22 protein-coding genes are annotated in these 25,769 nt (G+C 45.7%); 11 read left to right on the forward strand and 11 right to left on the reverse strand.

Annotated elements, in window-relative coordinates; translation table 11 throughout:
• Nucleotides 1-181: 181 nt before the first annotated feature.
• The gene (locus GFS24_RS25770) at nucleotides 182-964 is read left to right on the forward strand and encodes a FecR family protein (RefSeq protein ID WP_173003198.1); all 783 of its coding nucleotides are present in this window, start codon (nucleotides 182-184) and stop codon (nucleotides 962-964) included.
• 43 nt (nucleotides 965-1,007) lie between these two features.
• On the opposite strand, the gene GFS24_RS25775 is transcribed toward GFS24_RS25770, so the two are convergent.
• The 3 genes from GFS24_RS25775 to recQ all read right to left on the reverse strand — a co-directional run bounded on the left by GFS24_RS25775 (nucleotide 1,008) and on the right by recQ (nucleotide 4,695).
• Nucleotides 1,008-1,346, reverse strand: a complete 339-nt coding sequence (locus GFS24_RS25775; RefSeq protein WP_153664774.1) for a hypothetical protein — start codon at nucleotides 1,344-1,346, stop codon at nucleotides 1,008-1,010.
• Between the two features lie 16 nt (nucleotides 1,347-1,362).
• A complete protein-coding gene (locus GFS24_RS25780) occupies nucleotides 1,363-2,391 on the reverse strand; it encodes a sugar phosphate isomerase/epimerase (RefSeq protein ID WP_153664776.1) in 1,029 nt (342 codons plus the stop codon).
• Between the two features lie 135 nt (nucleotides 2,392-2,526).
• Nucleotides 2,527-4,695, reverse strand: coding sequence for a DNA helicase RecQ (gene recQ, locus GFS24_RS25785; RefSeq protein WP_153664778.1), 2,169 nt, complete (start codon nucleotides 4,693-4,695; stop codon nucleotides 2,527-2,529).
• A gap of 187 nt (nucleotides 4,696-4,882) precedes the next feature.
• Here recQ and GFS24_RS25790 point away from each other — a divergent pair, with 187 nt between their 5' ends.
• Nucleotides 4,883-5,266, forward strand: a complete 384-nt coding sequence (locus GFS24_RS25790; RefSeq protein WP_173003199.1) for a VOC family protein — start codon at nucleotides 4,883-4,885, stop codon at nucleotides 5,264-5,266.
• A gap of 217 nt (nucleotides 5,267-5,483) precedes the next feature.
• Nucleotides 5,484-6,173: an alpha/beta fold hydrolase gene (locus GFS24_RS25795; protein ID WP_153664782.1), complete on the forward strand. Its 690-nt coding sequence runs from the start codon at nucleotides 5,484-5,486 to the stop codon at nucleotides 6,171-6,173.
• 78 nt (nucleotides 6,174-6,251) lie between these two features.
• On the opposite strand, the gene GFS24_RS25800 is transcribed toward GFS24_RS25795, so the two are convergent.
• The gene (locus tag GFS24_RS25800; RefSeq protein ID WP_153664784.1) at nucleotides 6,252-6,728 is read right to left on the reverse strand and encodes a DUF4920 domain-containing protein; all 477 of its coding nucleotides are present in this window, start codon (nucleotides 6,726-6,728) and stop codon (nucleotides 6,252-6,254) included.
• A 138-nt stretch (nucleotides 6,729-6,866) separates the two neighbouring features.
• On the opposite strand from GFS24_RS25800, the gene GFS24_RS25805 reads away from it, so the two are divergent.
• Complete coding sequence (locus tag GFS24_RS25805; RefSeq protein ID WP_153664786.1) at nucleotides 6,867-7,301, forward strand: hypothetical protein; 435 nt, start codon at nucleotides 6,867-6,869, stop codon at nucleotides 7,299-7,301.
• A gap of 54 nt (nucleotides 7,302-7,355) precedes the next feature.
• Here GFS24_RS25805 and GFS24_RS25810 read toward each other — a convergent pair whose 3' ends face one another.
• The 3 genes from GFS24_RS25810 to GFS24_RS25820 all read right to left on the reverse strand — a co-directional run bounded on the left by GFS24_RS25810 (nucleotide 7,356) and on the right by GFS24_RS25820 (nucleotide 11,168).
• Complete coding sequence (locus tag GFS24_RS25810; RefSeq protein ID WP_216647530.1) at nucleotides 7,356-8,066, reverse strand: LytTR family DNA-binding domain-containing protein; 711 nt, start codon at nucleotides 8,064-8,066, stop codon at nucleotides 7,356-7,358.
• Nucleotides 8,067-8,502: 436 nt separating this feature from the next.
• The gene (locus GFS24_RS25815) at nucleotides 8,503-9,666 is read right to left on the reverse strand and encodes a DUF4407 domain-containing protein (protein WP_153664788.1); all 1,164 of its coding nucleotides are present in this window, start codon (nucleotides 9,664-9,666) and stop codon (nucleotides 8,503-8,505) included.
• A complete protein-coding gene (locus GFS24_RS25820) occupies nucleotides 9,663-11,168 on the reverse strand; it encodes a sensor histidine kinase (RefSeq protein ID WP_153664790.1) in 1,506 nt (501 codons plus the stop codon). The genes GFS24_RS25815 and GFS24_RS25820 overlap by 4 nt, the downstream gene beginning before the upstream one ends.
• Before the next feature lie 127 nt (nucleotides 11,169-11,295).
• Between GFS24_RS25820 and GFS24_RS25825 the strand changes: the two genes are divergently transcribed.
• Together GFS24_RS25825 and GFS24_RS25830 are read left to right on the forward strand one after the other, a co-directional pair.
• Nucleotides 11,296-12,174 (forward strand): carbon-nitrogen hydrolase, encoded by an 879-nt coding sequence (locus GFS24_RS25825; RefSeq protein ID WP_153664792.1) that lies wholly within the window; start codon nucleotides 11,296-11,298, stop codon nucleotides 12,172-12,174.
• Entirely contained in the window at nucleotides 12,171-13,217 is a 1,047-nt protein-coding gene (locus GFS24_RS25830) for an agmatine/peptidylarginine deiminase (protein ID WP_153664794.1), read from the forward strand. Before GFS24_RS25825 ends, GFS24_RS25830 begins: the two co-directional genes overlap by 4 nt.
• 179 nt (nucleotides 13,218-13,396) lie before the next feature.
• On the opposite strand, the gene GFS24_RS25835 is transcribed toward GFS24_RS25830, so the two are convergent.
• A complete protein-coding gene (locus GFS24_RS25835; RefSeq protein WP_153664796.1) occupies nucleotides 13,397-14,104 on the reverse strand; it encodes a hypothetical protein in 708 nt (235 codons plus the stop codon).
• A gap of 92 nt (nucleotides 14,105-14,196) precedes the next feature.
• Between GFS24_RS25835 and GFS24_RS25840 the strand changes: the two genes are divergently transcribed.
• The gene (locus tag GFS24_RS25840) at nucleotides 14,197-14,403 is read left to right on the forward strand and encodes a hypothetical protein (protein ID WP_153664798.1); all 207 of its coding nucleotides are present in this window, start codon (nucleotides 14,197-14,199) and stop codon (nucleotides 14,401-14,403) included.
• Between the two features lie 59 nt (nucleotides 14,404-14,462).
• Here the strand turns inward: GFS24_RS25840 and GFS24_RS25845 are convergent, their stop codons facing one another.
• From GFS24_RS25845 to GFS24_RS25855, 3 genes are read right to left on the reverse strand one after another with little or no spacing between them, the layout of a single operon-like run.
• A complete protein-coding gene (locus tag GFS24_RS25845) occupies nucleotides 14,463-15,434 on the reverse strand; it encodes a TlpA disulfide reductase family protein (protein WP_153664800.1) in 972 nt (323 codons plus the stop codon).
• Nucleotides 15,431-16,915, reverse strand: a complete 1,485-nt coding sequence (locus tag GFS24_RS25850; RefSeq protein ID WP_153664802.1) for a RagB/SusD family nutrient uptake outer membrane protein — start codon at nucleotides 16,913-16,915, stop codon at nucleotides 15,431-15,433. The genes GFS24_RS25845 and GFS24_RS25850 overlap by 4 nt, the downstream gene beginning before the upstream one ends.
• An 11-nt stretch (nucleotides 16,916-16,926) precedes the next feature.
• Nucleotides 16,927-20,049 carry a TonB-dependent receptor gene (locus tag GFS24_RS25855; protein ID WP_153664804.1) on the reverse strand — a complete coding sequence of 1,041 codons (3,123 nt, stop codon included), beginning with the start codon at nucleotides 20,047-20,049 and terminating at the stop codon, nucleotides 16,927-16,929.
• Between the two features lie 384 nt (nucleotides 20,050-20,433).
• Here GFS24_RS25855 and GFS24_RS25860 point away from each other — a divergent pair, with 384 nt between their 5' ends.
• From GFS24_RS25860 to GFS24_RS25875, 4 genes are all read left to right on the forward strand, one after another.
• On the forward strand, nucleotides 20,434-21,306 hold the full coding sequence (locus tag GFS24_RS25860; protein WP_153664806.1) for an acyl-CoA desaturase: 873 nt from the start codon (nucleotides 20,434-20,436) through the stop codon (nucleotides 21,304-21,306).
• A 254-nt stretch (nucleotides 21,307-21,560) separates the two neighbouring features.
• The gene (locus tag GFS24_RS25865; protein ID WP_153664808.1) at nucleotides 21,561-22,922 is read left to right on the forward strand and encodes a hypothetical protein; all 1,362 of its coding nucleotides are present in this window, start codon (nucleotides 21,561-21,563) and stop codon (nucleotides 22,920-22,922) included.
• 68 nt (nucleotides 22,923-22,990) lie between these two features.
• Complete coding sequence (locus GFS24_RS25870; RefSeq protein WP_153664810.1) at nucleotides 22,991-24,169, forward strand: hypothetical protein; 1,179 nt, start codon at nucleotides 22,991-22,993, stop codon at nucleotides 24,167-24,169.
• Between the two features lie 9 nt (nucleotides 24,170-24,178).
• Nucleotides 24,179-25,714 (forward strand): T9SS type A sorting domain-containing protein, encoded by a 1,536-nt coding sequence (locus GFS24_RS25875; RefSeq protein WP_153664812.1) that lies wholly within the window; start codon nucleotides 24,179-24,181, stop codon nucleotides 25,712-25,714.
• The last annotated feature ends 55 nt before the right edge of the window (nucleotides 25,715-25,769 follow it).

Below are 25,769 nucleotides of genomic sequence, written 5' to 3' on the forward strand. Positions count from 1 at the left end.
AGTTTTCTGACATACTTCTCTTGAACGATGAGGGCTATGTCCGAAGGAAAACATATAATTGCCGAATTTTACTATATTGTAAGCTGGACGGACAGTTATACGCACCAAAATCCTTTACTCCACATTCTTATTAATGAGCGCAGCGAATAAGCAATTCCGGCGGCCGAGGCTTCCACTGTATATGAAAAAACGACGTAACTGGCAACCCGTTGCAGCTGCGTTGATCGTAGTGATGTTACTGGCATCAGGCATCCTGTATTACATGGCAGGCCGTCATCACACCAGTTCTTCCATCCTGCAGACCGGCCAGCAGTACACGATATTCCAATGCCCTTATGGCGAAAGAAAAACGATCACGCTGGCAGACAGTACGATGGTATTACTCAACTCCCGCTCTAATCTTTATGTACCGGTCAACTTCCCGAAAACAGGGCGGAATGTGATCCTGGACGGAGAAGCATTCTTCCAGGTGCATAACCAGGGGAACGAAGCATTTGTACTCACTACAGATAAACTGAAAGCGGTTACGATCGAAGGCACCTTCCGGATGCGTTCTTTAGAAAAGCAATCCGGCGCCACCTTTTACCTGTTAGGCGGAGCTGCACTGGTGACCAAATCCTATCATTCCACTACAGATAATCAACCGGAGAACCTGTTGAGCGGGGAAATGATCCTGGCTAATAAAGATATTGACCTGATGGAAAAAGAAACTTTCCCGCTGGCAGAACAGCAGGATTGCCTGGAAGGTAAACTGGTATTTAATAATACACCGGTGCAGGCGGTATTCAAAAAGATAGAGGACTGGTTTGGTGTGGAAATGGAACTGCGGGGTAATGATACGCCACCCAAAGGTGTTTCAGGTGAATTCCATAATGGTTCTTTACAGGAAATGCTGGCAGCACTGGGCGACAGTGTGGGGTTTTCTTATCGTATCACCCGGGAAAAAGTAGTGATAAAATTCTAACACATAAAAAAAGCCGCCCTGTTTAATAAGGCGGCTTTTTAATTTATTCAAACTCCCGTTCTTCCACGGGTAGCTTTCGTATGAAATTATCAAAAGCATCTCCTTCAAAATCACTGTACATACCGTATGCGTTGATAATGTAACCGATCAGGCCAAATTCATTTTCCAGCAGGTACAAAACAGCAGAATCTGAGGGATTGGAATCTCCTTCAAAACGGTAAGTACGGATGATCTTCAGACTTTCCTGCTCATATAGCTGGCCATTGTTCACATACTCCAGCCGGCCATCTTCCATAAATCTGAATTCATTATCGTAGCCACGTTCTGCGAGTACTTCCAAAACACGGCTAAGTGTTGTCATTCCTTCTGGTTTTGTTTCCATCGTGGTAATTTTTAGATCAGCTTAATGCGGCACCTACTCTTTTCAGCAGCGCCAGTGTTTTGCGGATACCTTCTTCTTCAGAATCTTTTGCGCCTTCGTATTCAATACCGATGTAACCGGTGTAACCAGCGTCTTTCACGATCTTCAGCATTTTAGCGTAATCGGTTTCTATGCAATTACCTTCTGCGTCAAAATCATGTGTTTTGGCACTCACACCTTTTGCGAATGGCATCAGTTCTGTTACACCCTTATAACGATCATACTCTTCCAGGCAGGTAGTTTTAGCCCATGCTTCAGGACTTGAATCCACCGGTTTAGAGCGGTTGATACAGAAGTTACCGAAGTCTGGCAATGTACCGCAACCTGGTTTATTCACGGATTTCATCACGTCGCTCAGCCAGATACCGTTGGAGGAAAACCCGCCATGGTTCTCTACGATCACGCCGATATTAAAATCCTTGGCAAAATCAGTGAGCCTGCCAAGACCATCTGCGGCTGCTTTGGCTACTTCTTCTGATTTACCGGTGCCGGCAGCGTTCACACGAATGGAATGGCAACCCAGGAACTGTGCTGCTTCTACCCATTTGTAGTGATTTTCTACCGCCTGCTTGCGGAGCTTTTCATCATGATCGCCCAACTCTCCTTCTCCATCGCACATAATGAGTACGCTGCGTACGCCATTATCGTCTGCACGTTGTTTGAGATCAGCCAGGTAGGTTTTATCTTTTGCTTTGTCTTTAAAGAACTGGTTCACATATTCAATACCGGTGATGCCATAATCGTTCTTTGCTTTGGCAGCAAAGTCCAGGTTGGTCATTTTACCGGCAAAGATGGCATTGTGGTAAGACCATTCTGCGAGAGAGATCTTGAAGAACAGGTCTTTTGCGGCGCCGGTGTTTGCTGCACTGTCTGCTTTGGCAGAGTCGGCTCCTGATGTAGTACCTGCGTTGTTACAGGCTGAAAGAAAAGCGGGTCCTAAGGTTACGCCGGCGGAAAACAAGCCCAGCTGACGTAAAAAATGTCTGCGGTTCGTGGAGGATGACATGGATCAATAGTTTGAGTTTTGTAATGAAATCATAACAGTGATGAATAAACGCCTAACGTTTAAAACGTGGAAGCATATAACAAAGTACTGAAAAAAGTTAAAAAAGCACCATCTCCTTAAAAGAAAAATGCCGCTTTATGATTGCTCCTGCAGCCAGAAATAATAGTTCATCACCATCCTGATCTCTCCGTATCCAAAGCTTTCTCCCAGCCATTCCTTAATAGGCCCTACTGCGTATCCGCCTGCTTTTTCCACAGCTTCTATAATGGTTTGCACTCTTTTGGAATCGGGTACCACATCCCTTATATCCAGCTCTCCTTTGCGCACAAATTCAGCGAGGTGGCTTTCTACGGTGCTCATAGCCAGGTTGCGCCTTGCTGCTATTTCCTGCACGGCAAGGCCGTCCATGAATAACTCAAGGGTTTGCCGCTGGCTCCCGCCGGCATCTGTTCTGGCAGAGGACTTGCGGGCTTTTTGTTTAGGCGCTTTCAGCTGCATCTGTGTTTGCAGGCCATGCCGGATGCAATAGGTTTGCACTGCATCCAGGAAAGCATCTCCGTATTTAGCCAGTTTCATATCCCCGAAGCCGGAGATCTTAGCAATATCTGTGGGTGTTAAAGGTAAGTAGGTGACGAGTTCCGCGAGGGTAGCGTCGGAGAATACAATGTAAGGTGGTACATTCTCTTTATCTGCAAACTGCCGGCGGAGCTGCTTCAATTCCTGGAACAAAGCCGGGTTAGCGATCTCTGCGGATTGTTTGGTGGGCGCCTGGGGAGCTGCCTGTGCTGCTTTGGCGGGTACCGTGAGCATCACGGTTTCTTCTCCTTTCAATACCCGCCAGCTGGTATCTGTTAATTGCAGAACAGGATATTCCCCTTCAGACTGCTGCAGGTAACCCAGTTGCATCAGTTCCCTGCCATATTGTTTCCATTGTTCTTTGGATATTTCTTTACCAATGCCATAGGTCTTGATCTCCTGGTGCGCTTCTTTTACGGTTGTGCTGCCCCGCAGGAAATCTACCACGTAGTTCATACCGAAGCGTCCCTGTAAACGATAAACAGCGCTCAGCATTTTCTGTGCAACAATGGTGGCATCGCTGCGTTCGTATTGCCCCAGGCAGATATCGCAATTACCACAATGGTCCGGCGCTTCTTCTCCGAAATATTGCAGGAGGTATTGGCGGCGGCACTGGCGGGTTTCGCAAAGGGCTGCCATCTGGTCCAGCTTTTTCAGCATTACGGCTGTCTGGGCTTCATTACCTTCCACGCTGGCAAAACGTTTCATCTTGAACACGTCCCCTGCGCTGAAATACAGGATGGCTTCACTGGCCAGTCCGTCCCGGCCTGCGCGACCGGTTTCCTGGTAATATCCTTCTATGTTCTTGGGCAGGTCCGCATGCACCACAAACCGCACATTGCTTTTGTTGATGCCCATTCCAAAGGCAATGGTGGCTACCATGATCTTCACTTCGTCCCGCAGGAATTTATCCTGCCTTTCTTCCCTTACCTGGCGATCCAGCCCTGCATGGTAAGCCGCGGCGGCATATCCATCCCCTTGCAGATCTGACGCAAGTGTTTCTGTGGAAGCACGGGAAAGGCAGTATATAATACCACTGTCTTCTTTGTGTTCTTCCAGGTAAGCGGTCAGCTGTTCGTAGTGATTCTTTTTAGGTCGGATGCTGTAAAAGATGTTCGGCCTGTTGAAAGAGTTTTCATAGACCGTATAATTCTTCAGGTTGAGTTTTTCTATAATATCCTGCTTCGTGAGTCCATCTGCCGTGGCCGTTAATGCGATCACGGGGATGTGCGGGAAACGGTCTTTCAGCTGGCCCAGCGTAAGATATTCCTGCCGGAAATCATGGCCCCAGTGACTGATACAGTGGGCTTCATCCACCGCAAAAAGAGATACATCCAGCTCTCCCAGGAACTGCATGAAATTGCCTTCCCCTACCAGGCGCTCCGGGGCCAGGTAAAGTAGCTTCAGCCGCTTTTCCCGCAGCAGGCGTATGATGGTCTGTTGCTGCGCAACCGTCTGTGTTGAATTGAGAAAGGCAGCAGGGATCCCGTTTTGGGTAAGGGCATCCACCTGGTCCTTCATCAGGGCGATCAGGGGGGAAACGACGATGGTGACACCGCCAAAGGCAAGCGCAGGAAGCTGATAGCAGATGGATTTACCACCGCCTGTTGGCATTAATACCATGGTATCCTTGCCCTGTAACACATTTTCGATGATAGCCTGTTGGTTATGACGGAAATGTGTATAGCCAAAATGATGCTTTAACAGAGTTAACAATGATTGTTGCATAGCTATACTTAAAATTGACTCAGGGCGTAAAGATAGAATAAATCATGCTTTTGAAATAAATGGAGAAAATGTTGATAAAATAATGGCAACAGCCATTGGGCAGCTGGATTATTTTATTAAATTTAGTAGAGAGTCATTTTTTTCTATACACAACTGTTATTCACCTGACCCAAACAATTTTACACGTATGAAGCTGCTCGATCCCATTCCCACATTAACGGCGCCGTCATTACAGGATACCGTTGATTTTTATGTTTCCGTACTCGATTTCACCTGTAAGACCATGGATGATCAATGGAAGTTTGCTTCCATCAAGAAGGACAATGTGACCATGCAGCTGGTGCATCCACAGGCAAAATCCCCTTTCAGCAGCCGCGGGCTTTTTGCAGAACCCGTATTCACCGGCGCTATCTATATCCATATAGATGGTATTGACGAACTGTGGGAGAAAGTAAAGGACAAAGCAGAGGTTTGTTTTCCTGTGCAGGACTTCGACTATGGCATGCGTGAATTTGGCATCTACGACAACAATGGCTACCTGCTGCAATTTGGCCAGCAGATCTCCGCCTGATCACATAAAAAAACCGCAGCACTTGGTGCTGCGGCTATTATCCATTTTTACTCACTTTCCTGCTGCGACAACTGGGTTTTCGAGGACAATTCTGTTTAGACGATAATAAGTTTATATTGAAATAGATCAAGAGTGGTCTCTTTAGAAAGCAAAGGTTCAGACAATAAATATAAACTAAATTCGCTAAATTTTTATCTTTTTCAAACCCCGTTATAAAATGAAACCAACCCTGCTTCTCTTACATGGTGCCCTGGGGGCAGCACAGCAGTTTGATACTGTAACGCCCACACTTAGTGAGCAGTACACCATTCACCAGTTCAATTTTCACGGGCACGGCCGTACCCAACCACCGGCAGAAGGTATTAGTATAGCAGCTTTTACACAACAATTGCTGGATTATATTCATACAAATAAGTTAGCGCCTGCTGCCGTATTTGGTTACAGTATGGGCGGGTATGTGGCATTAGCTGCGGCTTTACAGCAGCCGGAGGCTTTTCTGAAAGTGGGTACGCTGGCCACCAAATTCAACTGGACGCCGGAAACAGCCGCAAAGGAAACCCGGATGCTGGACGCTAAAGTATTACAGGAAAAGGTACCGGCTTATGTAGAACAATTAAAATCATTACATGGAGAACCGGGCTGGGAAACACTTTTAACCGGCACTGCGTCTTTAATGCAGGAACTGGGGAATGATCCTCCATTAACAATTAAGACATTAAAAAATATAACCATCCCCGTGAGCGTGATGGTAGGGGAACTGGATGCCATGGTAAGCGTGGAAGAAACCAATGCTGTTTTCAAAAGTTTGCCGCGGGGTAAGATGACTATTTTGCCGGGTGTTAAACATCCCCTCGAAAAGGTAGACAGTGAAGTGTTGATCCGGGCTATCAGGGCTGCTATTAATTAATTGTGGTCCCGGCATCAGGGCTTAATAAAAAAAGGCCTGTCCGTATTTGCGAACAGGCCTTTTCCGTTAGTGTTGTTTTTATTTTACTACCACCACACCGTCTGCCACGAACACGATATCTTTCTTGGGCGCGGTGATCTTTGCGATCTCTTTTTTGCTTTTACCTGCATCTTCTGCAAAGTGTTTTAAACGCTCTACAGAGGTTTCATTTACTTTGGCAGTACCTTCTATCACTACGGTCTTTCCCACAATATCCTGCGGCATAAAGAAGGCATAATCTGTGAATTTCACCATTACAGCTTCACCGGAAGCTCTTTCCAGTTTCATGAAGCAGCCTTTCTTTTTGCATACTTCCACTACTTTCCCTTCTACTTTACCGATATAAATAGTGTCTGACTGTAATTTCTGATCAAGGTCCGTCATTTGAATAGCCTGTTCAGCATTGATGGCTTTTCCATAAGTAACGCCAGGTTGGGACCGGGCGATGTTTGTCTGGGCTATGGAGGCTGTGGCGGCAAATAAACCAGCCAGTAACAGCATGGATGTCTTTTTCATAAATAGTATTTATATCCTCAAATATAAGCAATTACGGCTATCAGCGGCCTTCTGCCGCTAACACATTAATATTATTTTAATTTGTTCATTATTTTAATGTATATTTGTGACAGTAATTTACCCTAACGTATTGTACCTATGAAAATCACCAAACTGCTGGCTGGCGCCCTATGCCTGGCGCTGTTTGCATCTGCCTGTAAAAAAGAAGACAGAGAAGCCTTAGGCCCTATTACGGGTCAATGGAAAGCCACTTACCAGGTCACTACAGCCTCCTACGAGGGACAAATCATAAGAGATACAACGAACATTCTGGTGGAAGGCGACTATGTTGCTTTCAGGGAAACTGATACGGTATTGGTGGTAGATCATGGCCATGAAGCAGTAGTTAACTTCTACAGGATCAATGGCCGTTCTATTGTGATATCGCCGAATCCAAGCTGTACGGGCGCAGGGAGTGATGATTTCAGGATCGATTATATCCGTGGAGGAGAGATGAGTTTTTCTGTGCCGCAGATCATTGTGTTGCATGGGGTAACAACGAAAGCTACGGTGGCGACTATATTTAAAAAGTAGTGTTAACGAATACACATACAGGACACGGGTGCCGCATTTGCGGCGCCTGTTTTTTTACTCCTCTTCCCTGCCGCCGGCAATCCTGTTCACGGCTTCTCCAAACGCGGCGCCGATAGGGATCACAGCCTGCCTGATATAAATACAACTACGATCTATCCTGTCTATTTTATGATTGGCTACAATGAAGGAACGATGTACCCTGGTGAAATCTGCTACGGGTAATAATGCCATGGCTTCCTGCATGGATAACCTGGACATTACCTTCTTATCCTGCAATATAAAATTCACGTAATTACCCGCGCTTTCCAGGTAGAGTACTTCATCCAGCTGTACTTTAAACTGCTCGTATCCTGATTTGATGAAAATGTATCCGGGGAAACTGCTGCTCTGTGGGCGGTCCTGTTTCAACTGCAACAGGCTGTGCGCTTTGTTGCAGGCTTTCAGGAAACGGGCCAGTGAAAAGGGTTTGAGGAGATAATCTATTGCATCCAGTTCGAAGCTTTGTACGGCGTGTTCTGAATAGGCGGTGGTGAAAATGGTCATGGGTGGTTCATGCAGACTGGAAAGGAAATCCAGGCCGGAGATGTCGGGCATTTTGATGTCCAGGAAAAGGAGGTCTATTTTTTCCCGGCGTAAAAGTTCCATGGCTTCAAAGGCATTGGTGAAGGTGCCTTTTATTTCCATGAAAGGAACTTTAGCTGCGTGCGCTTGTATTACGGAAAGCGCTACGGGCTCATCATCGATCGCTATGGCGGTCATTTTCATATATCGAACAAGATACGTTAATTATGGATTATGCAGGGAGTGCGCCCTGGCGGCTGAGACTTGAGGGGTTTTCTTTTTTTATATGGAAAACCTCAAGGCTGCAATTACTGGTTTTGCTTTTTTATGACAACCCTACTGGTAGGTTTATTTTTAATATAAAAAAACTCAAGGCTTCGTTTACTGGTTTTGCTTTTTTATATGAAGCCTACTGGCGGGTTCATTTCTTATATAAAAAGCCTCCCAGCTACGTTTACTGGTTTTGTTTTTTTATGATAACCCTACTGGCGAGTTTATTTTTTATATAAAAAATCTCAAAGCTGCGCTTACTGTTTTTTATTTCTTAATGAAAACCTTACTGGTGGTTTCGTTTTTATATAAAAAAAACTCTTTGCTTTTATATGAAAACACCCCGGTTGGTAAATAAAAAAATCCCCCCTTACACTTTATGCAGCAGTAACAACCTCTTTGCACTGGCCCATAAATTCCTGAAACTCCTGCCATCTGCAGCCTCCCAGTCTTTTACCACCTTCTCTGCTTCCTGCCTGCGTTGGGCTGCTGTTAAATTGAAGATGTGATCTATTACCTCTCCATCCGCTACGGCAGCGCCGGCCTGATAGTGTTCCTGTAATTCTTTCTTGAGTTTGGATTCATGTAAACTACCCGCACTAATCGCTGCCAGCTTTTCTTCGTATTCTCCTTTGGGCATCATGAGCTTGGTGAGCAGCGGCATGATCTCTATCAGTGTAATAATGAATACGATCAGGCGGTAGCGTTGTTTTAAAGGCGGATGCTCTTCTGTGAGGGTGTTCAGTGCTTCTGTCTGCGTGAGGAAACCATCTGTTAGTGTAGCCATATATGCCTGCTCTTTCAGACTATCTTCTGAAAACTGAGTAGCCAGTTGCGCTTCTTTTTCAAGGCGTTGTGGTTCCAGGTCTTTTCTTAGTTTGCGCAGTTCTTCTTCTGATTTGAGGTACTCTCCTTTCTTCACCCGTGCAATAGCAGACTCTCCGATCTTGCCGGAGCCACCGGTACCATCTGTTTCCCGGATGTATCCGTCTTTATAATCTTTTACCTGTTCTTCTTTTTGTGTTTGCTGACTGTTGAGCGTGCTGAGCTGCTGCCTGAGTTCTTTGGTGCGAACAAGGTTTAGTTCAGCCTGCTCTTTTCTGAAATGATCCAGTTTGCTTTGCCTGTCCAGCACCATCTGTGCATCAATGTCTTTTTTGAATAACATTAATACTACAGGCTGTGAAATAAACAAACCGATGGTGATGGCCAGCAATAAGCGGAAAGCCACCGGCAGGAATTGCGGTTTGCTGCCGGTGCGGCTCATGGCGGCAATCAGGCTTCTGTCTATTGATAAAATAGCAAAGCCAAAGAACAGCGCTAAACCCGCTACGATCAGATCGTCCTTCACGACAGTGGAAAAGAAATATCCCCAGGCGAGCGTGGCAAACAACCAGGTAACGAGTACGGCTATACCTATTATCCTGTACCTTTCCTTATCTACTTTACAATCCTTTAAAATCTCTGCATCTGCAGTGGCCAGCCACCACAGGAATTTGCTGAAACCATCGGGTTCCTTTTGCTGTTCCGTCATTTATTGATCGCTATTGTGAGGTGTACAAAAAACTCGGTGGCGGTTTGGCGAATGCTCAATTCATGTCTGCGTGGATAGAGCAACGCGAGCCTGTTCTTCACATTATTCAACCCAATACCCAGGCTTGTTTTCTCCGGATCGTTCTCCGGTTTCAGATGCACGCTGTTGTAGGCATCAAAGTAGATATGTGTGGCATCGCAGGAAAGAGATACCACTATCCAGGAACGGTTGCGCAGGCTGATACCATGTTTGAAAGCATTTTCCACAAAGGGGATCAGCAGCATTGGCGCAATTGGGTGATCGCAATCGTCTTCACTGATATTCACTTCTATCTTGATATCATCTGATTGTTGTATCCGCAGGCGCTGCAGGGCAATGTAATTCTGCAGGTAACCTACTTCTTTGCTGAGTTCAATTTTCTCCTGGTGATTTTCATGCAACATAAAACGCATCATATCTCCCAGTTTCTGCACGCCTTCGCTGGTGCGGGAAGCATTTTCCTGTAAAGCAGTGCCATACAGGGTATTAAGGGCATTAAAAAGAAAATGAGGGTTAATCTGGGAGCGCAGGAAATCCAGATTGGCGGAAGAACGACCCAGCGCTTTCTCCAGGACTAACACCTCATCTTTTTGCTTTGAACGTAATTTAGCCAGCCACCATGCGATAGGGAATACAAACATCACTTCTCCTAACACCATCAGGAACAGCAGCACTTCCAATGCTCTCGCGTTAAAGCTAATCCCCACCATGAACATGGCAAGGCCGCATGATAACATTATTGTGATGAGTAAATTTCTTCCAAGAATTCCCCAGCGATGTTCTCCGCGGAGGAAAGGAGGGAAAATGAAAAAGTAAGCGGTGATATAAGTTAACTGGAGGAAAAAACCAATAAAGAGAATGAGGATGAACGTGCCTCCGTGCGGATATTGCGCTGTCATAACCAGGGAAACTACCCAGACCATAAAAAACAATACCATCTCTACAGTGATCTTTCGCCAGATGTTCTGTTGCTGGAACCATCCATGCAGGTAATTGAAATAGAGATATTTCACAGCATAATAAAAGGCATAGGTGATAGCGCAAACAAGCATAGCACCAAAGCCCCTCCTGGCCATAATAGCATGAAACACATTCATATCCTTATAGCCCAGCATATATCCGTAACGGTAGGTAAAGGCTACCATCGTAAATACCCATAAGAGCACAAACGCCAAAACGGCTAAAGGAACACCTCCATAAAAACGTTTCTTTTCCAGGAAGAAGGGGGTTATCCAATTATTAATGAGCAGGAAAGTGGCATAACCGACAGTGGCTATCATTAACTTAGGCATCAGCACGTGCACAAATACATCAAAATGCATATTGTTCTCTTCAAAGACCCTTGCTATCCAGTAGGTTCCGGATTCTTCCCCGCTTAATAAAAAGGGGAAAAGTACCGCGAAAACTACCAGGAGATATAACCCTGTAGCCGCCCAAAACTCTACCTTCCTGAATTTTTCCATGCATTTAATATTTAATGCAATAATAGTAAACAAGTGTTGCTGGTGAGGTGAAATGGTACGAAAATGCGAGAATATGGGATGAAGGTTGGTTTTTTATACCTTTGTACCCGTTTAATAATAGGTATTCATGGCAAAAGTAAAAACAGGAATCGTACAGATGAGCTGTTCTGCCGATAAAGCGCAGAACCTGGCAAAGGCCATCGACAAGGTAAGAGAGGCTGCGGCCAAGGGCGCACAGATAGTTTGCCTGCAGGAGCTGTTCACTTCTCTTTACTTCTGTGATGTGGAAGATTATGAGAACTTCAAACTGGCAGAGCCTGTTCCCGGTCCCTCTACGGAGGCCCTGGGTAAAGTGGCGGCTGAACTGGGTGTGGTGATCATCGCTTCCCTGTTCGAAAAAAGAGCAGAAGGTTTATATCATAATACCACAGCCGTACTGGATGCGGATGGCAAGTATCTCGGTAAATACCGCAAGATGCATATCCCGGACGATCCGGCTTATTACGAGAAATTCTATTTCACCCCGGGAGACCTGGGTTATAAGATCTTCCATACAAAGTTCGCGAAGATCGGTGTGCTGATCTGCTGGGACCAATGGTATCCTGAAGCAGCACGTATCACGGCCCTGATGGGAGCAGAGATCCTCTTCTACCCTACCGCTATTGGTTGGGCTACCAGTCAGGATGAAGCTACCAACACAGAGCAATACAATGCCTGGCAGACCATTCAGCGGAGCCATGCAGTGGCCAATGGCATCCATGTGGTGAGCGTGAACCGTGTAGGCCTGGAACAGGATGGCCTGATGAAATTCTGGGGCGGCTCTTTCGTGGCCAATCCTTTTGGCAGCTTACTGCACCTCAGCTCACACGACCAGGAAGAAACGGTTGTGCTGGAACTGGACCTGTCCAAAACAGACAGATACCGTACACACTGGCCATTCCTGCGTGACAGAAGGATCGATTCCTACCAACCTATTACCAAAAGATATATTGACGACGAAGCATGACGCAAACTACTCCCAAGCAACTCGGTTATTATTTCCCTGCAGAATTTCATCCACATGTTGCCACATGGTTAAGCTGGCCGCATAAAGAAGCCAGCTGGCCTGGAAAGATCCATACGATCTTCCCTTACTACAGCCGTTTTGTAAAATACCTGGCGGATAGTGAAAAAGTGCGCATCAATGTGCTGGACGAAGCGATGAAAGCATTTGCCACCGGGCACCTGCAATCTGAAGGTGTGAACCTCGGCAATGTGGAATTCTTTCTGCACCCCACCAACGATGCCTGGTGCCGCGATCATGGTCCGGCTTTCCTGATCAATCCGGATGCTAAGGATAAAAAAGTGGTGGTGGACTGGAATTACAACGCCTGGGGTGGTAAATACCCTCCTTTTGAGCAGGATGATGTGATCCCTACCCTCATCGCCAATCATTATAAACTGCCGGTATTTAACCCCGGTATCATCATGGAAGGCGGCTCTGTAGAGTTCAACGGGAAAGGAACCATCCTCACTTCTACCTGCTGCCTGCTGAATGAGAACCGTAATCCACATCTTAACCGGGATCAGGTAGAAGAATACCTCCATCAATATTATGGTGCAGACCAGGTGTTATGGGTAGAAGATGGCATTGTGGGAGACGATACAGACGGGCATATTGATGATACCATCCGGTTTGTGAATGAGGATACGGTGCTGACAGTTGTGGAAACGGATAAACAGGATGAGAATTACGAACTGCTGCAACAGAACCTCAAACAACTGCAGCAAATGCGCCTGCTCAATGGTAAACAGCTGAATATCATTCACCTGCCTATGCCCGATCCCGTTATTTACGACGAGCAGCGTTTGCCGGCATCTTATGCGAATTTCTATATCAGCAATAAATATGTGATCGTACCTACCTTCCAGTGTAAGAAAGACGATGAAGCGCTGGAGATCATTTCCGGCTGTTTTAAAGACCGGGAAGTGGTGGGCATTGATTCTACAGAGATTATCTGGGGGCTGGGGAGTTTTCACTGCCTGAGCCAACAGGAACCAGCGATATAAAGGAAATCTTACCAACAGGTAAAAGAAAAAGCCGTCTCTTACGAGAGCGGCTTTTTTTTATGTTAAATAGATTTTGCAGATCGGCCATGGTAGCTTCATCCTTGCTTCATCCTAGCTTCGTGTTGCACGCCAGCGCGGGTTTAAGCTACTTTGAAGCTAGGATGAAGCAAGGATAACACTTATTTAATGGGTATAAGATTCCCCTTTTCATCCAGAAATTCCATCTTTGCCTGGTTGTTCTTATCCAAATACAATTTAATACGAGGGTTGCCACTATCATCCCGGATGAAAACGCCGACTTCCTCACCTTTGGTCTTCCCAACAAACATCCGTTCTCTACCCATCAGTTTTGCTGCTTTCAGTCTGTTCACTTCTGCATCCATTACACTCTTGTTGTTTAAAGCACCCAGTGAATCGAAGATCTTTATTAACCGGTCCAGCGGCATTTGCTCGGAGCGATCCCAGAGTTTCATGCCATAGGAGCGTTTACGCCCGCCCTTTTCAACATCTTCCATGTATTGCATTTGCATCACCTGGTCATTTTCATATTGATCAAAAGAAACCACCATACCGGAGCCGTTAACGGAATCACCTTCGTAGGTGAGGCCACCGCATTCATCTCCTGCAGAATTGAAGAATATGAGGCCGGCTTCCCGCGTTCTGGCTGGAAATGGTTTGTTCTTCAACATACCGGGATGCTGTTTCTCCTTATTACTGATCACCATTTTAAGCTGACCATTCTTTTCAACGATATTGATCCGTTCCACATCTATTTCTTCGAAACGCGTGTTTTTTGTAAATGACATCAAAATAAAGAGGGCTAGAACACCCGTCATTCCTAAAGAATAGATCTTCAGGAAGCGCACTTCTTTCATAAGCTTTTCCATATAGATTATTTAGTATGCGTGCAAATTACGGTTTCGTTATCACTTTTTGGCACGACCATTGATTTACTATACATGAACCAAATCAAAGAGTCATGAAGAAGATAATCATCGCAGCTTCCATTGTTGGAACAGCCGTAGCAGGTGCTTTATGGTTGATGAAAAATCGCGACCGTGCAGAGTCGACACTGAAGGATATTAAAGATGCCGCAAAGAATGCCTATCGCAAAATGGATAAGCAGGCCAGAAAAGCTGGCAGAAGAGCTAATCATATGGCCCAGGAACAATTAGCTACCAGCTAACACTCGCATCAATCAACATAAATGAAAAGGTCCCGATTCTCGTCGGGACCTTTTTGTTTTTATTTCAATAGCGTTGCAAGCGTTTCTTCTAGTTGCTTTCCCCTGAGGTTCCGCGCTACGATCTTTCCATCCGGGCCGATCAATACATTGGAAGGGATGGCCCTTACACCATATAACTTTGCAGGCGCACTGTCCCAGAATTTAATATCGGATACATGCGTCCAGGTGAGTTTATCATCTGCGATGGCTTTTATCCATTGCTCTTTCTTGTTATCCAGGCTCACCGCGAAGATATCAAAGCCTTTGTCTTTGTACTTTTCATATGTTCGCACCAGGTTGGGATTCTCTCTTCTGCAAGGGCCGCACCAGCCTGCCCAGAAATCGAGTAACACATATTTACCACCTAAATGGGAGGAGAATTTCACCGGTTTACCGTTTGTATCTGCCAGTGTAAAATCAGGCGCCTTTTCACCGACGCCTACTTTACGCAAAGTGGGGGAAAGTTCCCTCAATACGTTCACATATTGGGTGTTTTGCAGCGAAGGGCTTAGCAGTTTTACATTGTTATCGATCTCATCCGGCGTTAAACGGTAAGAGAAATCACGGTATAATACATAAGCAGACACAATGGAAGATGGATTCGCTTTAATGAATTCATCCACTTTAACATTACGGCTGTTCCTGTAAGTAGTGAAGAGGTCCTGTGCGGCAGAGCCTTTCACTACAGACTTGCTGTAGTAGGCAACAGAATCCAGTTCCACTTCTATCGGCTTATCTTCTATAAAAACAAATAACGGATTACTACCGGCAGAGTTGAGTGTGAGGCCGTATAACTCAGGCACCGGGAGCTTCTTCTTAAAATGAAATTTACCATTCTCTATTTTACTGGAATCTATGGTAAAGAACATTTTATTTGCAAAACGTTGCAGGTATACCTTGCCAGTGTTTACATCTTTCACAGTGCCAGTGATCTGCGCAGTAGCTGTTAAAGCGCCTGAGAGCAAAACGATACTTAAAAGCGAACGTATCATAAGTTTGGATTAGAGTTGAGTTCATTAATAGGAATGGAGAAGAGATAGTACTGGCTGTTTGGAACGAAATCCGTTTTGTCAGGGAACTTCAGCTGGTGATGGCCTTTTAAAAGCACATCCTTGAACGTGCCATCTGCCTTCGGAACTTTGATTATCTCTGTGGAAGGCACACGTACCAGTTTTTGTTGCAAACGCAGGATATCCGGCAATGCAAAACCCTCGCCCCATAATTCTCTTCTTCTTTCTTTCAATATTTCTTCTATTAATTGCGGCTGCGTGAGTGAACCATCCAGCAGGGCTGGCAGACTTCTTTTCACCCTTAATTCATTCAGTGCAATGAAGGCGTCTGAGGTCTGATTCAGCCTGGCTTTACTTTCTGCTTCTATCAATACCATTTCAGATGAACGCATTAATACAATGTGCCCGGACTGATCTGTTTTATTCACGAACTTGGTATACTTCAGCCATCCCAGCAAAGGATCAGTTGTATCGGCTACTGGTTTGAACAATGTTTTGCGCACATCTCCATCTGTGAAGATCTCCCTGAAGTGAGGATCAGCCATTACACTTCTGTAACCGGTTGGAGGGGTTACATCAATATAGGCGAAGTAAGAAGCGCCACCCAGGTTTTGGTCTGTAGCCTGCGGATGGCCCCAGATCCATTCTATGTTACTTACATCATTGAAACCTTTGAGGTATTCAATGGGTTCCATGATGGGATAACCTACGCGGGCTTGTTTTGCGCGGACAGCAGCAGAATCCCAGTTCTCCTGTGTAAGGAAAGCACGTGCCAGCAAACCTCTTACCACTTGTTGATTAGGACGGTTCTTTACTAAGCGACTGAAGCCCTGCAGCAATCCGTCTGCTTCTCTCAGGTCTGCAATCACCTGATCATAAATGGCAGCCACGGTTGCTCTTGGTTGCGGTTTGGAATCAGGATTAGTGGGTGTAGTATATAAAGGCACACCTTTCGCATTCCTGTCTTTTGCATAAGTGAACTGGTACTGGCGTACGAGGTTCAGATATGTGAAGGCACGTAATGCAAGCGCCTGGCCTTTGAGGAATTTCTTCTCACTGTCTGTTCCCGCAGCAGCATCCACATAAGCGATGATGTTATTACAGTTGTCGATCACTTTATACTGGAACGTCCAGAAGAAAAGTGCACGGCGGGTAGTGTTATCAGAAGGGTCCAGGAAACCGTAAGTAGCCAGGAAACCATATACCCCGTCCCGCAATACAGCGTCTCCGCCCATTGCTTCCTGGGAAAGGGTGATAGCAGAATAGCCGGGATTATCCTGGGAAGTGGAACTCTCCATGATGGTACGAATGGTACCGTTCACCAGTGCATCAATGTTCTTGGTAGATGCGTACAGCTCTTTACCGGTTAAACTACCGGAAGGAGATGTTTCGAAGAATGATTTATTACAAGCTGCCAGTAATAACACGGCTCCTGTAAGTAGTAATATATTGATCCTTGACATCGTAATATCTTTTAGAATGAAACATCAAAACCGAAAGAGAATGTTTTCTGTGCAGGGTAACGGTAGAAGGTTACACCATCCAGTGCCTGCTCAGGATCCAATCCATCCTGTTTATAAAAAGTAAGAAGGTTCTCTCCTCTCGTGTATACCCTGATCTGTTGCAAACGCAGGCGGGAGGTCCAGCTGGCGGGCAAAGCATAACTCAGCCCAACGTTACGGAGCCTGGCGTAAGAAGCATCATACAGGAAACGGGTGGAGGCACTGTTCCAGTTAGTTGCATCAGTAGTGAGTCGCGGAACATCTGTGTTCTTGTTATCCGGTGTCCAGCGGTTTAAGATCTCTTTGCTCCAGGTACGGCCGGTACTGTTACCACTGTGGGATAACATCACCCGGTCGTAATCCAGGATCTTGCCACCAATGCTGAAGGCGAGTAAAGCACTCAGTTCAATGCCTTTGTAATTCAGTACGGTGTTGATACCACCTGTGAGATCAGGTAAGGAACTTCCTACTATATATTGATCTGCCTGTGCATATACATTGGTAGTGGTGCGGCCGGTGATCTTTCTTTCTCCGTTCGGCAATGTTTCATAAGTGTTCTTATACCATAAAGGCGAACCCGTTGCGGGATCAACACCCGCCCATTCGCGGATAAAGAAATCATATACGGAACCACCTACTGTTAGTTTCTTGGTGGGGCCTATCACGGAAGTGTTGGCCGGTACAATTTCTTTTGCCGGCAGGGAAGTAATTTCATTTTTGAAATGGCTGAGGTTCACACCCACATCCCATTTGAAATCCTTCGTGATAACAGGCGTAGTTTGCAATTGCAATTCCCATCCTTTATTGGTAAGAGAACCGATGTTATCGTCAATCGCCGGGAAACCCAGTGATGGTGCAAGCGGCCTTTGATATAACAGGTCCTTGGAGCTGCGTTCAAAATATTCTGCGGAAAGAATGATCCTGTTTTTCAGGAATGCTACATCTACTCCTGCATTAAAGTTCAGGTTAGTTTCCCATTTAAGACCCGGTGTGGGGAGGCGGGAAGTGATCAGCCCTGCTTCTCCAAGGCTGTTATAAATGGAATACAGATCCTGGTACTGGTAATAACCACCGAGGTTATCATTACCCTGTGCACCATAACTGGCCCGTACTTTCAATACATCCAACCAGGAAGGTGCATGGAAGAAATCTTCCCTCGTAACATTCCAGGATGCACCTACAGACCAGAAATTACCCCAGCGGGAATCCGGATGGAAACGGGAAGATCCGTCTCTCCGGAAGCTACCGGACAAGAAATATTTATCTGCAAAATTATAATCTACCTTGGCGAGATAACTGGCGAGTTTGTAGTTATCAGAGCTGCCACTGAAACCTGTTAATAAGGAAGCAGCATTGGGTTCATCTTTACCCACAAAACCAAAGTTACTCTTGCTGCCGGAAAGTGAAGAAGTGTTCAGGATATATACCTCCTGCCCTGCCAGCACATTAAAATGATGCTGGTGTTGCAAACTGAAAGTATAATCGAGGATATTGTTCACTGTGTAAGCAAGGAAACGGGTATCACCTTTGCTTACAGAACCACGGGTGCTTACCGATCCGCCTAATATGGGGTTGTTGTAAGTATGCGTTAAGGTGTTGTTGTAATCCGCATTGATGCTGCTCTTCAGTTTCAAATTCTCAAGGATATTGATCTGCACATAACCACGGAAGGTGAGGTTATCCAAACGGCTCAGGTATTTATTCAATACGGAAGAACCAAGCAGGTTATAACCTGTAGCTGCGGAACTGGGACGATAATTACCGAAGTCGTACACCGAATTGCCATTTTGATCCAGCTTTAAAGTGCCGTCCGCATTCCTTTCGTAGATAGGATAGATATTGGATACAATACGCCCGAAGTTGGCGAGGTTACCCTGATCGCTATCACTTTGTGGTGGTGCATCCTGTTTGGCAGAACTGAGCGCTACGTTCACACCTGTTTCAAACCATTTATTCACTTTGGTGGTATAATTCACACGGCCATTATAACGGGTATAACCGGAGCCGATAATGAATCCATCATCATTCAGGTAACCTGCAGATACAAAGTATTTACTTTGTTCGCTACCACCACTTACATTCAGATCTATCTGCTGACGGATGCCCGTGCGTTGGGTGGATTTGCCCCAATCATCTGTCCATAAAGCCTTTGCGCCTGCCACTAATTTACCGTCAGTACCAATAGGTGCCGGATATGCTGAACCGAAAGGATTGATCTTTAACGTACTCACTACATTATCTGTTGCGTATTGAGCAGCCTGGGCCGATGTTCTGCCAAGGTCCAGTTGTTTATTCCGAAGTGCTTCCCATTGCATTTCGAAATATTCTTTTGCATCCAGTTTATCATAGTCTTTCACCGCACGGGAAGAATAACCGGTGCTGGCACTAAGGGTTACTACTGGTTTGGAATTGAGGCGACCTTGTTTAGTGGCGATAATGATCACACCATTTGCTGCACGGGAACCGTACAACGCACTGGCGGCTGCATCTTTCAATACACTGATGGATTGAATATCAGCGGGATTGATAGAATTAATATTACCGGAAAAAGGAACGCCATCCACTACATATAAAGGATCACTGGAAGCATTGATAGAACCGATCCCCCTGATGCGGATAGTAGCATTACTACCCGGCTGGCCGGCAGAGGAAACAGATTGCACACCGGGCACTGTACCCTGCAAAGCTCTGCTGATGCTGGATACCTGTTGTCTTTCCAGGTCTTTGGCACTTACAGTGGAAGCAGAGCCTGTGTAAGATATCTTATTAGCCGTGCCATATGCTACGACCAATACTTCATTCAGTGTGGCCGCGCCTGAGAGCGTAATATTTAAAGAAGTATCAGAAACAGGTACTTCCTGTGTCTGGAAACCGGTATAGCTAAAAACTAAAACAGCCCTTTTATCCGGTACTGTTAGTGAGAAATGTCCGGAAGCATCCGTTACGGCTCCGGTTTGTGTGCCTTTCAGGCGAACGCTGGCACCAGGCAGTGCAACATTGTCACCGGAACGGACGGTACCCTGTACACGTTTTTCCTGTGCCTGGGCCCACTGCAATGCAAACAGCAATGTCATTAAGCATGTAAATGTTTTCATGATCAGATTTTTAAGGCAATAGATTTCCGGGCGGTCAACCGACCGCTAATTTTTCCTGTATTGCTTATGAAAGAAGAAAAGGAAGAGCTAGCTGGCTCTTTCCCAATTACAGCATAGTTAGTACACATCCCCCTATGCCGGGGAATGCACCTTGTTTACGATGCAAATGTATAGACGTTTAACAATATAACCAAGTTAGTCTATGAAATTTGTAGACTTATATTTTGAAGTGCGTTTACAAGTGATAAACGGACTTTATCCTACACGCACAATCGTTAACTTAATGTTAAAAAACAGCCTGTTCGTTATCCAGCAGGCCTTCCGCCGTCTTGTGGATTGATTTAAATCATTGGTCATTTAAAAATAGGGTTATACTTTTGGGTTATGGATACTACCCTGGCAAAAAGGAAAAAGATAAGTTGGCTGCACGAAATGGACTTCATAGGTATTCACCTGGTTCCCCTGCTGGCAATTTTCACGCATGTAACGGCATTCGACTGGATTTTATGTGGCGTACTGTATGTGGTGCGCATGTTTTTTGTAACGGGTGGTTATCACCGGTATTTTTCTCACCGATCGTACAAGACCTCGCGGTTCTTTCAATTCATACTGGCATTTGGCGCACAATCGAGTTTTCAGAAAGGCGCTATCTGGTGGGCAGCTAATCACCGCATTCACCATAAACACAGTGATACACCAGAAGATCCGCATTCTGCCAAGATCTACGGATTCTGGTATGCACACATTGGCTGGATCATGGGGCCGGAACATAAACCTACCCGTTTTGACCTGATCAAGGATGTAAAAGAAAAAGAACTTTTCTGGCTGAATAAATACCATTGGGTGCCGCCGGTTATCCTGGCCGCCGTGGTGTATTTCATTGGTAATAAAGTAAATGGCGCAGGTTGGTTCGATTGGTCTGCCGGACTCTCTACTTTGTTCATTGGTTTCTTCCTGAGCACCATATTGTTGTTCCACGGAACGTTCACCATTAACTCCCTCATGCACAAAATTGGCAAGCCCCGTTACAAAACGGGTGATGAATCCAAAAATAACCTGGTGCTGGCGTTGATAACACTCGGTGAGGGATGGCATAACAACCACCACTATTATCAGAGTGCTACGCGACAGGGTTTTTATTGGTGGGAGATAGACATCACTTATTATGTGATCCGTACGCTGGGCTTATTGGGTATTGTATGGGATATCCGGGGAGTGCCGCAGAAAGTAAAAGATAATAACAAAGTAGCAGCATAGGATCTTCTAAATATTTCTGCCCCAGCCTTGTAAACACGGGCTGGGGCTTTTTTTTGCTGCAAAAGAAATAACACATAAGTAGTACTCCTAATATATTATAATTTTATATATTTGTACAATGTAAGAGATCACATGGTTTTTAAGTATTTGGAAGGATGGCAGCCCCTTCTCCACGTATTAGTGAACAAATCAGTTTAAGACAAGTCGTTTCTTTTTATTTTATATAATCCTATTTATCCCTTTATTCTGTTCCTATGAATAGTTATCTACGCTTTGCCGCGCGCGCAATTTTCGTGGCCGGTAGTTTCATTGTTGGCTCTAACGCTAACGCACAAATGAAGGTGGGTGATAAGCCCTACTCAATCAACAAAGCATCTGTATTGGAATTAGAAAGTGACCGTCAGGGTCTCTTGCTTCCGCGTGTACAGCTTGGTATGCTAACAGCGGTGCCTTTGAATGCGGCGCCAGATGGTATGATCGTAATCGTGGAAAGTCTTACCAAACAGGACCAGGTACTTTACCTGCGTAAGAATGCAGCCTGGGTAAAATTGGCCACCCTTGATGAATCTGCATTGAACTGGAATCGTGCCGGTAATGCGGTGAACGATGCCATAGATTTTATCGGATCTACTAACGCCGCTGCTGTTATTGTAAAGACAAATAACGCAGAAGCCATGCGTGTGGCTTCAGACGGGAAAGTAGGTATCGGAAACGCTGCACCAACGGAAAAACTGGATGTAACCGGTAATACCAAGGTAAGTGGTTCTGTTACAGCTAACAGCCTGGACATTGCGAACAATGTAAACCTGCATAACGTAGCTGCCAGCACAACATTGGTAGAAGTACTGGTGATAGACCAGGCAACCGGTGCGGTGAACCGCAGAACGATGTCTGCCGCTGCGTTTAACACAGTGGTTTCCACCTTTAACGGATCTTCCGCAGCTGATCAGACATTGGTAGCAGGTTCTGCCGGCACGGATCTTAACGTTGCCACCAACACCACTACGGGTGAACATATCATTAATATCCCAACAGCAGGTACAGGCATCACACGCGGTTTGCTTTCCCTGGCAGACTGGGAGAAACTGGATGCTTCCCAGAAGCAGATCGTTGCGGGTGTATTCTCTACCACTGCAGATGCAAAAGGTTTAAGCATTGGCGGAACAGATCAGAATGAGATCATCCTGCATGCTGCGGATGCTACCAATCCGGGTGGTGTTTCTACTGCCACACAGGCTTTTGGCGGTGATAAGAACTTTGCTGCGAATGTAACGGTGGGTACTGCTACTACGGGTAACTCTACTTTAAACGTAGAAGGTTCAATGGCAACTGCTATTAAATCAGTGAATACCTCAGGTTACCTGCTTACGGATAAAGACAATACCATCCTGGCAAACGCTACCGCTTCTTCCCTGATCATTAATTTACCACCAGCAGCAGTTGGCCGGATGTACACGATCAAAAAGATCGGTACCGGCGGTATTGACAAAGAAGTAACGGTTACACCGAATGGTACTGCTTTAATTGAAGGCGGCGCTAACTTTGTTATCTACAATGACTGGACATTTATTACTATTCAATCAGACGGAACTAACTGGTACATCATCAGAAAATAATTAACAGGGGTTGGCTGAACAAATCGGCCGACCCCTCTATTTATTCCTCTTGATCTAACATTCTCACTATGAAATTCCTTACAGCCCTGTATTGCGGCTTGTTACTATCTTCCCTTCCCGCTGCTGCCCAGCAATTGAAATTAGGCGATAATCCTTCCGTTGTAAAAAAAGACGCGGTGCTGGAATTAAACAGCTCTAACCAGGGCCTGCTTTTACCACGCGTACTTAAATCACAGATCCTTACGGGGGGCAAATTATTCAATGCGGATAATGGCATGCTGGTGTTCGTCAATGATGGCGGAGAACAGATCATGTATAATAAACGCAACGGCGCCTGGGAAAAAGTAGGTGATTACACCGCCAATATATGGAACGCCAATAAGATCCAAAACCGTAATGTGGCGATTACAGCACCAGTTACGGGAGATGTATTGAAATGGAATGGTACCACCAATCTCTGGGAACCTACTGAGGATAATGGTGCCGGTGTTACTTATGGAACACTGCCGGATAACAATGCCTATAATGCTGATGCGCCGGATGATGACGCCAGGATGAAGATATGGGCCAGCCCGGTAACCGGCACTGTTGCCAATGGCCCCCTTGGTACTGACGCTGCCTCATGGAACATATTGTCTTTCAAAGGAGGCGGTTTCACCACACAGTTATATTTTGACAAGAGTACACTGGCCGTTAAAGAATGGGCAGGTAACACTGCTCCCTTAACACACACTGCCGGAAACATCTGGTATAAGGTAGTAACCATGAATGGTGATCTTAACCTGGTTACAGGGGGATTGATCTTTGCAGAAAAAACATCTGATTCCAATACAGAAGTAAAACAACAGGCAGACAAATTATTCTGGGATAATGCGAATGACAGGTTGGGCGTAGGTACCAATGTTCCTACCAGTACTTTACACGGAGGTGGCTCCTATGCCAGCAGTGTTACTGTTTTGACACCCGGGAATGTTACATTGAATGAAACACACAATGTGGTGGTGTTCAGGCGAAACAACGGCAGCGGTGCAATGACTGCCACACTTCCAGCAGCCAATAGTTGCATTGGCAGGGAATATACCATCGTACGGGAATATACCGGAAGTGGCACTGGTACTGTTAATCTTGCCGGACCCGGAGAACTGAAAGGTACTCCTGTTGCGCTTACTGTAAATGGTGTGATAAAAGTACAATCTATTGGCACCCGCTGGTTAATACTGTTGAACGTTACTACTACTGCTCTTTAATAAATACTCATGAAATCTTTTCTGCCCATTCTATTCTTTATCTGCTGCTGCCTGCAAAGCAGCCTCGCCCAGCAGGGGATCTATATCCCTGCCGGTGGCAAGGTAGCTATTTCAGGTACGTTGCCGGTAACCTTCTGGCAGAATACTTTGAATGATGGATTACTGGGGTCTGCTCCCGGGTCCAATCTCTATTTCCTTGGCAAACAATGGACCAATGGCACCGGCGCTGTATTAACGGATGAAAGTGCGGGTGGTTTTACCGGCACAGGTGGCATGTTCCGGTTTGCTGGTAACACTGGCCGTCAAACACTCTATGGTGGCTACAATATGGCAGCCAATAGTGGCGGCAGTTTCCCCAACCTGATGATAGATAATGCAGCAGGAGTTGAACTGGGTGATCTGCAGGATGCCAGTGTACGCAACAATCTTCATTTTCAGAACGGGCATTTCTTCTTAAACGGCTGGAACCTTTCCGCCGGTAATATTACAGGTTACAGTGACAGGCGATTTGTGGTAACGGGAACGGCAATTGCAGGCGGATATCTTTATCTGCGCGGCAATGCACTTACTTTCCCGATAGGTACGGATGAAAATAATTATGCGCCAGCTTCCCTGCAAAACCAGGGCGCTACGGAAACTTTCCGCGCAAGGGTGTTTGATAATGTATATCAATACGCCGTTTCCGGTAATGCAATGCCGGATACTTTTATTTATAAAACATGGAATATAGGCAGGATGAGCGGGAGGAACGGTACTCCTCTTTCTTTATCCTTTCAACATATGAATACTGCGGAATCCGCCACTTACATGGCGAGCCGTGCAAATAGTTTTGTGAACCACTTCGAAAATAATGCATGGGAAGAACAGATCACCACTACATCAACCGGTGATCTCAGTACAAGCACCATGCAGCAGGCAGCCACTAAACATGCGGTACAATTAGATGCCGGTGCGAATGAATATTTTGCTAAAGCTACCCGCAAAAGTATTGAAGGCACTAAATTGCTGATCCTTCGTTTTGAAGCAGACCGGCTCAATCCCGGTTCTGTGGGATTATTATGGACCACCTGGTACGAAGTGAACAACCTTCGTTTTGAAATTGAAAGAAGGCTGGAAAATGAAACCACTTTTAAGAAAGTGGGTGAAGTAGCCTCAAAAGGTACTGCCATCAATGAATTGCGTGCACTGGATTATAACACACTTGATCTTAATGGTTTCCGGGGTTGGAGTTATTACCGCCTGAAGGCAGTGTTAAGAGATGGTACTATCCTGTATTCAGAGATCAGGCCTGTGCCGCCGCAGCGGGATGTGCTGGTATTCCCCAACCCTAACTATGGCAAGTTCAAGGTGCGGGTGAATGGATACCTCAGCAATATGGGCATGCAGCTCACGAATACATGGGGGCAGGTACTGCGGCAGTTTAACATAGAATATGAGGCTGATATAGATGTTACCGGGTTGCCGGCAGCTACTTACTTCCTGGTGATCTACCACAGGGAAACCGGCGTGATCATCCATAAGAGCAAAGTGGTGGTATTGAAATAATTTGCCTGTTCTTCTAATATTGATTAACTTTTAAGGGTATTACTGACAACCCCAA

Source organism: Chitinophaga sp. SYP-B3965 (genome assembly GCF_009647655.1).
Lineage (GTDB): Bacteria > Bacteroidota > Bacteroidia > Chitinophagales > Chitinophagaceae > Chitinophaga.